The organism is Paenibacillus odorifer (assembly GCF_000758725.1).
GTDB classification, from domain to species: domain Bacteria; phylum Bacillota; class Bacilli; order Paenibacillales; family Paenibacillaceae; genus Paenibacillus_AQ; species Paenibacillus_AQ odorifer.
Window position 1 is genome coordinate 911,483 of sequence record NZ_CP009428.1, and the last position, 12,503, is coordinate 923,985.

Here is a 12,503-nt window from a genome sequence, read left to right on the forward strand (position 1 = left end):
ATGACAAGCAGCGAGGCTTAGGCTTCCCCCCTGCTGTAGGAGGTTGCTGATGTTTCCGGGGAAATTGTACAGAAAGTATCTGAAGAATAATCTGTTTATGAAAATCATCCTGCTCTTCTCAGTCATTGCCGTGGTCACCATTATCACCTTCTCTTACCTGATGTTCTTGCTCATGTCTCAGGCCGTAGTGCAGCGGCAGATGGAGATTCAGAAACGTACCGTGGAGAGCATCAACAGCTATATTGAGCAAAAATATGACTCTGTACAGTCTATGATGCGGGACGTGTACCGGGACACGGAGCTGACTGCTAATACGTCGTATTTGCTGGAGCACCCGTATGAAGATTACGTGAGGTACCGGCTGGACCGGTATTTCAACGAAAGTAATGCTACGACGGATACCGTGCAGTTTTTTCGCAATCAAGTTGAAGATGATTCTGATATCCGCAGTTTAATGCTCTACAGTGCAGCTGAGCAGCAGTTGTATGTCTATAACGACCAAGGCAAATTTCAGATTATTTCCACTAATGCAGCCCATTCTTTTGTACCGGATGCGCTGTATCTGGAGGAGGAAGGCAGTGTCACCGCTCCAAACACTTGGGTCAGTCAGGCGATCTCATCTCCGGAGGGGCCGATGTTTACGGTTCGTACCCCGGTCAATAACAAGATATCACTGCGCAACATTGGTCAGCTTCTAGTCTATTTTGATGCCAGCGAGGTCTGGGGGAGTATGGGCAATTATAAGGATGACTTCAAGGGAAAGATTCTGGTGCTGGCAGCGGATGGGGATGTGTTATTTGATACCTCGGGCACTTATTATGGAAAGCGCTATCCTTATCCCGAGCAGATGAATTCCGCCTATACAGATGGTGAAGAAGTTGGCGGGATGATCATTACTAAGCAGACTCATACCCAAGGCGGATTTACTGTGTTGAGTGCTGTGCCTAAGCAGGAATTAGCCGCCACCTATAGGGGATTGCGGAACATGATCTTCATTATCTGCTTGATCTGCCTGTTGTTTGCGATTATTACGCCCACTTTATTTATCAATAATTTTGCCAGACGGACTCATAAAATTATCAAGTTCACCCGCAAAGTGAAAAACGGTGACCTGGATGCCCGGATTACCGATGTCAGAGAAGACGAGCTGGGGCAGATCTCCAAGAGCTTCAACGACATGCTGGATGAGCTGAATCTTCATATAGACCGTGTGTTCAAGGCTGAAATCAAGCAAAAACATACCGAAATTGCCGCGCTTGAAGCCAGGGTAAACCCACATTTTCTCTACAATACCTTAGAGGTGATCCGGATGAGGGCCATCTCTCAAGGAGCTTCAGATGTCGGGGAGATGATCTACAGCTTGTCGGTGTTGTTCAAAAGCTATGTTCACCAGAAACCCAAGCATACGATGAAGGATGAACTAGAGGCCTGCCGTTTATATCTGGAGCTGTTCCGTATCCGTTATAAGGATAAATTCTCTTATACAATGGAATGCGGGAAAGAGCTTACCGGAAGAGTTGTACTCAAAATGTCGCTGCAGCCCATCATTGAAAATTACATTCTACATGGGATGCGCGTGGACAAGAATGATAATCACATCAGTGTGGTTGTGGCCAAGGATGGCAAATATTTGCGTGCGGTAGTTACAGACAATGGGCGGGGGATTGCCCCGGACAGATTGGTCCAGCTCAAAGAAGGTCTTTTGCAGCCAGATGAACAATCGGAATCATTCGGCCTGCGCAGTATTCATGAACGTTTGAAGCTGCTTTATGGCAGTGAGTATGGCATTGAATTACAAAGCGAAGCGGGTACCGGCACAACCGTGACTGTGTATTTTCCCGATCTGGGAGAGGATGATCCAAACCATGTATAAAATATTCATTGTGGACGACGAGCCTTTTATTATCGAAGGATTATATGACATTGTGGATTGGGCAGCACTGGGGATGGAGATTGTCGGCCACGCCGAGAACGGCCAGGAAGCGCTGGAGTCGTTGCGGTTTGTCCCAGCAGATATTCTGATCACGGATATTTCCATGCCGCTGATGAACGGACTGGATCTGATCCGGGCTGTGCGGGAGATTCAACCGGAGATCAAAGTTGTTATCCTCAGTGGTTATGATGAATTTGGATATCTTAAGGAAGGAATGGCGCTCGGCATTGAAAATTATCTGCTCAAGCCTATTAATTTGCAAGAGTTCCGGGCAACATTAGTAACTGCCGCCGAGAAGCTGGGTGTCTCCCGCCAAGAGAGTCAATTCAATGCGCATAGTATTTCCATTCTGCGCGATAATGTGATGTACCGTTGGCTGCGGTGCCAGATTGGGCCGAAGGAATTCAGCGAACGGACTGATTTTCTGGGACTTAGACTAGATAAGCCGCTGGTGCAGGTAGCTCTGCTTCGCCCTGAACAGGACGCTGCCGAGCTATTCCAAGCGGTGGAAGAGGTTGTAGGCAGTAACCCGTCTTTGATTGCATTCCGGGATATGGATGGAGATACCGTGCTGCTGCATCTGCTTAGTGAGTATCAGCAGGGCAAAGAAGCGGTGGAGAGGCTTCATGCGCAGCTGCTGTTATCCCTAACTGGCGGTCCGCCAATGCGTCTCTCCGTAGGAACGGTGGAGGAGATGGAGGAGGCTGCGGCTCAGAGTTATGCCCATGCAAAGATGACTCAGGAATATTTCATGCTGTTTCCAGAGCGGAATCTGCTGCATTATGAGGAAGTTCAGGACAGGCATGAGGTTGCTGTCCAAGGTATGCCGCTGAATTGGGAAGATGATTTCAAGCTGATTATGGCGAAGGATAAGGAAGCGCTGCTGGTGCGGATTCAGGATCATTTTGAGCAGCTGCGGCAAATGGAGGGGATTACACCTGTGCTGCTGCAAGGCATTGCCATGGAATGGTTGATCCGCTTCAAGATGCAGCTGCAGGAGATCCGTCATGTGGAAGAACCGGAGCTTTTCGCAGACGGTTTTGGCCTCATTCGCTCCACAGTTTCCATAAATGAACTAACTCAGATTATTCAGGAAGCCGCTACCATTACGGTAGACGCCTTAGTTCGGGACGTAAAGAGTCCAGTCGTGCAGCAGGTGCTGAATTATATCCATGAGTCCTACAATGAAGATGTGTCACTGAAGACCCTCGGTGCCCAATACCATATTCACCCGGTGTATTTGGGACAGCTGTTCCATAAAGAGGTGAATGAGTCATTCACCGAATATATCAATAAATACCGGATTGAGAAGGCGAAGGAGCTGCTGCGGAATACCTCACTTAAAGTTCATGAAATCGCTCTCAAAGTAGGCTATTGGGAGACCGGCTATTTTTACAAACAATTTAAGAAGCATGTCGGGATATCTCCTACGGAGTACAAAGGGCTTGTCTAGCGGACCCCCGCTGCAAGCTTTTTCTTTATTTTCTACATGATTTATTTAGTTTATCTTCTGTTTGAAAATGCTTTCATAAATTACAGTAAAGATAGTCCTTGAAGGAGAAAGCTGCTGGTTTAATTCCGGATTAGGCCAGCGATCTTGAGGTAAACAAAGGGGAGGTTATACAGGAATGGGCAACAACAAAAGAAAAAGGTTTTCCCTGTTACTGACATCACTTATGGCATTCTCGCTTGCGCTCAGCGCATGTGGCGGCGATTCAAACAACGCGGCAACTAACAGTTCAGGAGCGGGCGGCGACGGTGCATCATCCGAGAAACCGGTCGAACTGATCTGGTACACGATCGGCGGACCGCAGAAGGATCTGGACCGTGTCTTGGAAGAAGTCAATAAGTACACTAAAGAGAAGATAAATGTCACCCTGAAGATGAATATGATTGATTTTGGCGATTATACACAAAAAATGCAGGTCAAAGTAGCCGCTGGTGAACCCATGGATATTCTCTTTACGTGCTCCTGGGCGTTCGATTATGTGCAAAATGCCCGCAAAGGCGCTTTTATGGAATTGGACAGCCTGCTTAATGAATATGGAAAAGGCATCGTAGACACGATTGATCCGGCGTTCCTGGAAGGCTCCAAGGTAGATGGACATAATTATGCCGTTCCTGCCAACAAAGAGCTTCCGGCGCAAGAAGTTTGGCGCTTCAATAAAGAGCTGCTCGACAAATATAACCTCGACATTTCCGGGGTGAACACAATGGAAAGCATTGAACCACTGCTGAAGACGATCAAGGAGAATGAACCGGGCATCACGCCTTACGCTATGGTGAAGGATTTCATGCCAGTACTGCCGTTCGACTACATCATTGAAAAGATGCCAATGGCTGTTTATATGGACACGAAGGATTACAAGATCGTGAACATTCTGGAATCCCCAGAACTCAAAAGCACACTTGAAACCGTTCGCAAATATTACAAGGCAGGTTATATCTCGCCGGAAGTAGCAACTACAACTTCGGTGGATGATCTATATAAATCTTCGAACTGGTTCATGGATCGCGCGGCTACCCAGCCGATGGCGGACAATCTGTGGTCGGCAAGCTACGGCTATCCTGTAGTTTCCACGCCAGCTGGCAAACCTTACATCTACAACTGGTCTGTTATGGGTTCGATGCAAGCCATCTCGGCTAACTCTGCATATCCGGAGAAAGCGATGGAGTTCCTGAACCTGCTCAACACCGATCCGGTGCTACGCAACATGATTGACTCCGGAATCGAAGGCGTGCACTACGAGAAGACTGGTGAGAATTCCATGAAGAACCTGGATGAATCCAAGAACTATGACATGCCAACCTTCTCGCTGGGCAATATCATGATCAACTATTTGAACGAGGGTGACCCTGAGAACAAATGGGAAGAGTTCAAAAAGTTTAATGAATCCGGTGTAAATGCACCGCTGCTTGGTTTTAACTTCGACACTTCCAAGGTGACCACTGAAATCGCTGCGGTTCAGAACGTAAAAGAAGAATACTGGTCACCACTAATGACTGGAACCGTTGATCCTGACGAGTATCTACCGAAAGCTATTGAGAAATTCAAGGCAGCTGGTTTGGACAAAATTATCGCTGAAGCGCAATCGCAAATTGATGCCTGGAAAGCGTCCAACAACAAGTAAAACATCAACGTAAGAGAAGATCGGGGCAGGGGCGTGGCCTCTGGACCCGGTCTTTTTTTGAAATATAAGGACATACAGGAGGGATCTAAGTGTGAAGACAATCAGCGGATTTATAAAAAATATTATGAATAACAAGATTATGCTGCTCATGGTTTTACCAGGTGCGCTTTGGTTTCTCTTTTTCTCTTACCTGCCGATGATAGGGACGATTATTGCTTTCAAGGAATACCGCTTTAGCCGCGACGGCTTCTGGGCGAGTATTATCAACAGCAAATGGGTGGGGCTAGACAACTTCAAGTTTTTGTTCACCACCAATGACGCGTACATCATTACCCGCAACACCTTGCTCTACAATGGAGCGTTTATCCTGCTTGGCTTGATCTTGTCGGTTCTGATGGCGATTGTGCTGTCCGAGATTGTGAACAAGAAGCTGGCCAAAGTGTATCAGACCGGCATGTTCCTGCCCTACTTCCTGTCATGGGTCGTTGTCGGCTATTTTGCATTTAGTTTCCTGAGCTCCGAACGCGGGATGCTGAACCAGATCATGGGCTTTTTTGGCGCAGAGTCAATTCAGTGGTATTCGGAAAAAGCCTACTGGCCGTTCATCCTGATCTTAGTCTATCTGTGGAAAGCGGTTGGTTACAACAGCGTAGTTTATCTCGCAGCTATTATGGGGATCGACAAGTCGCTGTATGAAGCGGCGATGATCGACGGAGCTAGTAAGTTCCAACAGATTCGCAATATTACACTGCCGTTGCTGAGTCCGATTATTACGATCATGACCCTGCTGGCCATCGGTAAAATCTTCTACGCCGACTTCGGTCTCTTTTACCAGGTGCCTCGTAATTCCGGTACGCTCTACAGTGTCACGAATGTTATTGATACCTATGTCTATCAAGGCCTCAAAACAACAGGTGAGATTGGTATGAGCACTGCCGCAGGTCTGTATCAATCGGTTGTCGGCTTTACGCTAGTCATGACCTCCAACTATATTGTCCGCAAATACAACAAGGATAGCGCTTTGTTCTAGAACCTCATGAAAGGAGTGGGCCATATGTCTTCCATTACTAAGACTAAAAAAGAACGTGATTTCCACCATCTCTCAACGCCCTGGAATATCACTTTTAATCTGATAGCCGGCATCTTTGCGTTTCTGTGCGTGTTTCCGTTTCTGTTCGTCGTGATCATCTCCTTCACCGATGAGGTGGCGCTGGCGCGGGATGGCTATAAGCTGATTCCGGCAAAATGGAGTCTCGGCGCATACCGTTATGTGTTTGAATCCGGAGATATGCTGCTGCGTTCCTATGGTGTGACGATTTTTGTAACGGTGATCGGGACGATCATCAGCCTTTTGTTTATCGCTTTTTATGCGTATGCCATTTCCCGGAAAAGCTTCCGTTACCGCAATTTTTTCTCGTTCTTCGCGTTTTTTACCATGCTGTTCAACGGTGGACTTGTGCCGACTTATATTATCGTTACGCAGTTTCTAAGCCTGAAGGATACGATCTGGGCGCTGATTTTGCCGCTGGCGGTGAATGCTTTTTACATTATGATTCTGCGCACCTTCTACAGCACGAGTGTGCCTGATGCCATAATCGAATCCGGCAAAATCGACGGGGCGGGCGAGTTCCGTATCTTCCTGAAATTGGTACTGCCTTTATCACTGCCCGGTCTGGCTACGATTGCCTTGTTCAGCACCCTCGGCTATTGGAATGACTGGTTCAATGCGCTGCTGTACATCGACAACCCGAATTTAGTCCCGCTGCAATCGATGCTGATGCGGATCGAGACCAGTATGCAGTTTATTTTACAGAACTCCCAGAACAGTTCGCTAAGTCTGGAAGCTCTTCGCTCCATGCCGCAGGATACATCGCGGATGGCGATGGTCGTGCTGGCGACAGGGCCGATTATTTTTGCTTATCCGTTCTTCCAGCGTTATTTCATTCAAGGTCTTACTGTAGGGGCTGTTAAAGAATGAGTTATACAAACCCGAATTTACCTGCTGAAGAACGGGCGGAGCATCTGCTCGGACTGATGACTTTGGAAGAGAAGGCCGGCCAGCTGATTCAGCCTTTCGGCTGGCAGGCCTATGAACATAGAGACGGTAAGATGACCTTGACAGAAAGCTTCAAGGAGAAGGTTGCGGGGGGCGGCGTGGGCTCGCTTTACGGGATGTTGCGCGCTGACCCGTGGACCGGTGTGACGCTGGCCACTGGCCTGTCTCCGCGTGAAGGTGCGGAAGCGGTGAATACGCTCCAGCGGTATGTGCTGGAGCATTCGCGGCTGGGCATTCCGGTATTGATCGGCGAGGAGTGCTCGCATGGCCACATGGCGATCGGGGCCACCGTATTCCCGGTGCCCCTGTCGCTGGGCAGCTCATGGAATGTGGAGCTGTATCGTGAGGTCTGCCGCGCCGTAGCGCTGGAGACACGCAGTCAGGGCGGCGCGGTTACGTACTCGCCGGTGCTGGATGTGGTGCGCGATCCCCGCTGGGGCCGCACCGAGGAGTGCTTCGGCGAGGACGCTTACCTGATCAGCGAGATGGCGGTTGCGGCCGTTGAAGGTCTGCAGGGGGAATTCTTGCAGAGCGGCGGCAGCGTGGGGGCTACGCTGAAGCATTTTGTGGGATACGGCAGCTCAGAAGGCGGCCGGAATGCCGGACCTGTGCACATGGGCTGGCGTGAACTGCTGGAAGTGGATCTGCTGCCTTTCAAAAAAGCGGTCGAAGCGGGTGCAGTCTCCATTATGCCTGCTTATAACGAAATAGACGGCGTGCCTTGCACGACAAATACAGAGCTACTAGAGGATATACTCCGCGAAGCATGGGGGTTTGAGGGTCTAATCATTACCGACTGCGGAGCTATCGAGATGCTGGCCTCTGGGCATGATGTGGCTGAAGATGGCATGGATGCAGCTGTGCAGTCACTGGAAGCCGGCATCGACATGGAGATGTCCGGGGAAATGTACGGCAAATACCTGGTGGCCGCCGTTCGTGAAGGCAAGCTGGACCTGGCACTGCTAGATCGTGCGGTCCGCCGCGTGCTGACGCTCAAGTTCAGGCTGGGCCTGTTCGAGCAGCCATACGCTGATCCTGATGCGGCTGAACGCGTCATCGGCAGCAAAGCGCATCAAGATCTGGCCCGGCAAGTGGCGGGCGAGAGCATCATCCTGCTGAAAAATGAAGCAGGTGTGCTGCCATTGTCCAAGACCGCCGGCACGATCGCCGTCATTGGCCCTAACGCCGATGCCGGGTATAACCAGCTCGGCGATTATACCTCACCGCAGCCTCCGGCTAAGGTAGCGACCGTGCTCAGCGGCATCCGCAGCAAGCTGGCTGCAGAGCCGGAGCGGGTGCTCTATGCACCGGGCTGCCGGATCAAAGGCGATTCGCGCGAAGGTTTTGAAGCCGCGCTCGCTTGTGCAGAGCAGGCCGATACCGTTGTTATGGTCGTCGGCGGCTCCAGTGCACGCGATTTCGGGGAAGGCAGTATTGATCTCAAGACAGGCGCGTCCAAGGTGACGGAGAATGCCTGGAATGATATGGACTGCGGCGAAGGCATTGACCGGGTGACATTGACCCTGTCGGGAGTGCAGCTGGAACTGATCCAGCGGGTTCATCAGCTCGGCAAACCTGTGATCGTCGTTTATATTAACGGCCGTCCGGTGAGTGAGCCATGGATTGACGAGCATGCACATGCCATTCTGGAAGCCTGGTATCCAGGCCAAGAAGGCGGGCACGCTGTTGCGGATATCCTGTTCGGCGATGTGAACCCGTCCGGGAAGCTGACTGTATCCGTGCCGAAGCATGTGGGCCAGCTCCCGGTCTATTACAACGGCAAACGTTCCCGTGGCAAAAGATATCTGGAGGCCGATTCCCAGCCTCAATATCCGTTCGGCTTCGGGCTTAGCTACACTGAATTTGCGTACTCCGGGTTGAAGGTGGAGCCGGAAGTAATTGCGGCTGGGGAGACGGCTACAGTTTCCGTGGACGTTCAGAATACAGGAGACCGTGAGGGCGCAGAGGTGGTGCAACTGTACATTTCCGATGTCGCCAGTAAGGTCACCCGTCCCGCGAGGGAATTGAAGGCTTTTGACAAAATTAAGTTGGCTCCGGGTGAGAAGCAAACCGTGTTGTTCACGGTAGGACCGGAGCAATTGCAATATATCGGACCGGATTTAAGACCTGTTGTAGAGCCAGGAGCCTTTAAAGTGCTAGTGGGTAAGCATGTGAATGATACACTGAGCACCGATTTGACGGTGAGGGGGTAAAGACATGGAACGCATTAAACGCTTCATCCGCGAGCTCTCCGAGCAGCAATGGTTAGAGGTGGAGGAATTGCGCGATTGGGAGATTATGTCCTCGGTGTATCAATTGCCGGGACAGTATGACAAGCTGCAGCCTTACAAGGACGGCAGCAATTATGATCTGTTCCCGAGTGTGCAAGGAACGACCTATTTCTTCCGCCGTACTTTGGAGATTCCGGCTAACTGGCTGCCGGGCCACATCGGACTGATTTTTGCTTCAGGTGGGGAAGGGCTGCTGCGGGTGAACGGTGAATCGCGGCAAGGACTCGACCGCAATCATACCTTTGTGACCCTGACAGGCGATCCTTCTGGCCGTCCGTTGGAACTGGAAATCGAACTCTTCGATCCGGTCCCCGAGCCGGTGGACCCATTAAATCAACAGGCGGTGATCCAGCCGCCGATTCGGCTGATCCACAGCCAGCTGGTGCTGGTGAACAGACCTGTGCAGAGTCTAATGTACACGGCAGTAGTGATTCGCGATTCGGCAATTCTGCTGCCTGAGCAGGACCAGCGCCGTAACCGGATGCTGGAAGCTTTGTATGTGGCGATGGATGAATTCGTTGGCCTTACCACGCAGGAGATCCGCGATGGTGGTGAGATTACGCGAATCGAGCAGAAGCTGCGGGGCAGAGTCGGGGAGATCGGCGGTCATGCCGAAGGAACAATCCACATGGTGGGCCAGTCCCATATCGATATTGCTTGGCTGTGGCCTGCGCGCGAGACCGTGCGCAAGACTAGCCGGACGTTCTCGACGGTGAATGCCCTGATGGACGAATATCCTGACTATCAATATGCGCAGAGCCAGCCGCTGCTGTTCGAATATTTGAAAGACAATGACCCGGTACTCTATGAGAAGGTCAAGACGCGCATCCGTGAAGGACGCTGGGAACTGGTCGGTGGAATGTGGATCGAACCGGATCTGAACATTCCGAGCGGAGAATCGCTGATGCGGCAAATGCTGTATGGCCAACGCTTTTATCTGAAAGAGTTCGGGCGCACCTCGCAGATTGAGTGGCTGCCGGATACCTTCGGCTACTGCGCCTCTCTGCCGCAGATTCTGCAGCATGGTGGAATCAAATATTTTATGACCACCAAGCTGGGCTGGAATGACACTAATGTCTTCCCTTACGATCTGTTCCATTGGGTCGGCATTGACGGCACACCAATGTTGTCTTATCTGAATCACGGGGTTAATGAGAATACGCTGCCCAAAGATGTGCATGAACACTATCAGTCCTTCCGCGAAAAAGATAAACATAACGAGCAGATGCTGCTCTATGGGCATGGTGACGGCGGCGGCGGGGTCACGCGCGAGATGCTGGAATATATCCAGCGTGCCGAGCTAATGGTCGGCCAGCCGGAAAGCAAATACAGTAATGCCGCGGATTTTTTCGCGGGCATTACGCACAGTCAGCCGCAGCTGCCGCAGTGGCGGGGCGATCTGTATCTGGAGCTGCACCGCGGCACCTACACTACGCACGGCCGCAACAAGCGGAACAACCGCAAGGCGGAAGTGTTGTACCGTGAAGCGGAGCTGTGGCAGACACTAGCTTCGCCGCAGCTGGACACAGAGCAACGTGCCGTAGTTGCCGGGCAGCTGCATCAGGGCTGGAAGCTGATTTTGTTGAACCAGTTCCATGATATTATTCCGGGCTCGGCGATTACCGAAGCTTACGAGACCTCGGAGAAGGAATACGCAGAGGTGTTTGAGCTTGGTCGTGTTGCGCTTCAGCCGGGGCTTGCGGCATTGGCGGGGAACATTAACACATCAGGCGAGGGCACACCTTACATTGTTTTTAATAGTTTGGGTTGGACGCGTGATGCCGTGGTCGAACTTGCTCTCAGCGAAGAAGGAGCCGCCTGCGGAAACTTTGCGGTGTATGGCGAGGATAACGTACTGCTGGAAGCAGATGTCCTGACGGAGGAGGCAGCAGTTTCTGGTGTCTCGGTTCTCGTTCCGGAGATTCCAGCCTTTGGCTACAAAACGATCTGGATTCGTGATCTGTCTCAGAACACATCCGATGAAAGTCATGCAGAATCTGCCGCTGCTGAACATAATCAAACAGCTGTAGGAGCTGTTCCCTTCGGCGACCGTTGGGAGACGGACTATTATCGTAGTACCTTTAACGAGCGGGGAGAAATCACCAGTCTTTTTGATAAAAAAGGAAACCGGGAGATCGTAAAATCCGGTGAGCCGGCGAATCGCTTCCACTTTTTCCACGACCGTCCTACGCTTTGGGATGCCTGGGACATTGACAACCGTTATGAAGCCCAACCCGCCGGGGAGGCTGAACTTATAGAAAAGGCAGTGATCCGCACTGGTGCGTTGCAGGATATTTTGCGCTTCCGCTGGAAGCTGGGCCAATCCGAGATTACTCAGGATATGATTCTACATCACCATAATCCCCGGATTGATTTCCAGACGCATGTAAGCTGGAACGAAGCCCATAAGCTGCTTAAGGTAGGGTTTCCGATTGATGTTGTGGCGGATAAAGCGACTTACGAGATACCTTTTGGTGCGCTGGAACGTCCGACCCACCGCAACACCAGCTGGGAGCAGGCGCAATATGAGGTTTGCGGGCACCGTTTTGCCGATGTATCCGAACGTGGATATGGTGTCAGTCTGCTGAATGATTGCAAATACGGCTATGACATCCAAGGCAGCACCATTCGTTTGTCGCTCCTGCGCGCGCCGAAATGGCCGGATGCTACTGCGGATCTCGGCGAGCATGACTTCACCTATTCGCTATATCCGCACCGTGGGGATTGGCGGGAGGCTCATACTGTTCGCCGTGCAGCAGAGCTAAATCATGAGCTGTATACTTTTGCCGCTTCATCAACACAGGGGCAGTTGCCGCCAACGGGCTCATTTATCGGATTCTCCGGTGAGCATGTGGTGCTGGATACGATCAAGCCATCCGAGGATGGGCAGGGGACTGTTCTGCGTTTCTACGAATCCTCGGGAGGCCGCGAGCGGGTTCAGCTCAAATGGCAGCATCCGGTTCAGAGCGTCTACCTGTCCAATGCTCTGGAAGAGCAGCTGGAACTGATCGAACACACGGCTGGCGGTGAACTGGAACTTCACTTTGCCCCTTACGAGATCAAAACAATCTACATCAGAAGTTAAATAATCA

The 12,503-nt window shown here is 51.1% G+C and carries 7 protein-coding genes; all 7 read left to right on the forward strand.

Annotated features, from left to right (window positions below; genetic code table 11):
• Positions 1–49 precede the first annotated feature (49 nt).
• Positions 50–1,873, forward strand: coding sequence for a cache domain-containing sensor histidine kinase (locus PODO_RS03885; protein ID WP_038568798.1), 1,824 nt, complete (start codon positions 50–52; stop codon positions 1,871–1,873).
• The gene (locus PODO_RS03890) at positions 1,866–3,386 is read left to right on the forward strand and encodes a response regulator transcription factor (protein ID WP_038568799.1); all 1,521 of its coding nucleotides are present in this window, start codon (positions 1,866–1,868) and stop codon (positions 3,384–3,386) included. Before PODO_RS03885 ends, PODO_RS03890 begins: the two co-directional genes overlap by 8 nt.
• Positions 3,387–3,561: 175 nt before the next feature.
• Positions 3,562–5,064: an ABC transporter substrate-binding protein gene (locus PODO_RS03895; RefSeq protein WP_038568800.1), complete on the forward strand. Its 1,503-nt coding sequence runs from the start codon at positions 3,562–3,564 to the stop codon at positions 5,062–5,064.
• 124 nt (positions 5,065–5,188) lie between these two features.
• Positions 5,189–6,094 (forward strand): ABC transporter permease, encoded by a 906-nt coding sequence (locus PODO_RS03900; RefSeq protein ID WP_282579979.1) that lies wholly within the window; start codon positions 5,189–5,191, stop codon positions 6,092–6,094.
• 24 nt (positions 6,095–6,118) lie between these two features.
• Positions 6,119–7,042: a carbohydrate ABC transporter permease gene (locus tag PODO_RS03905; RefSeq protein ID WP_036684927.1), complete on the forward strand. Its 924-nt coding sequence runs from the start codon at positions 6,119–6,121 to the stop codon at positions 7,040–7,042.
• Positions 7,039–9,333: a glycoside hydrolase family 3 N-terminal domain-containing protein gene (locus PODO_RS03910; RefSeq protein ID WP_038568801.1), complete on the forward strand. Its 2,295-nt coding sequence runs from the start codon at positions 7,039–7,041 to the stop codon at positions 9,331–9,333. Before PODO_RS03905 ends, PODO_RS03910 begins: the two co-directional genes overlap by 4 nt.
• A 4-nt stretch (positions 9,334–9,337) precedes the next feature.
• On the forward strand, positions 9,338–12,496 hold the full coding sequence (locus tag PODO_RS03915) for an alpha-mannosidase (protein WP_038568802.1): 3,159 nt from the start codon (positions 9,338–9,340) through the stop codon (positions 12,494–12,496).
• Positions 12,497–12,503 lie beyond the last annotated feature (7 nt).

Coding starts and splice junctions, on each gene's coding strand:
- PODO_RS03900 (WP_282579979.1), top strand. CDS start 5,189: ATGAATAACAAGATTATGCTGCTCATGGTTTTACCAGGTGCGCTTTGG.
- PODO_RS03905 (WP_036684927.1), top strand. CDS start 6,119: ATGTCTTCCATTACTAAGACTAAAAAAGAACGTGATTTCCACCATCTC.
- PODO_RS03910 (WP_038568801.1), top strand. CDS start 7,039: ATGAGTTATACAAACCCGAATTTACCTGCTGAAGAACGGGCGGAGCAT.
- PODO_RS03895 (WP_038568800.1), top strand. CDS start 3,562: ATGGGCAACAACAAAAGAAAAAGGTTTTCCCTGTTACTGACATCACTT.
- PODO_RS03885 (WP_038568798.1), top strand. CDS start 50: ATGTTTCCGGGGAAATTGTACAGAAAGTATCTGAAGAATAATCTGTTT.
- PODO_RS03890 (WP_038568799.1), top strand. CDS start 1,866: ATGTATAAAATATTCATTGTGGACGACGAGCCTTTTATTATCGAAGGA.
- PODO_RS03915 (WP_038568802.1), top strand. CDS start 9,338: ATGGAACGCATTAAACGCTTCATCCGCGAGCTCTCCGAGCAGCAATGG.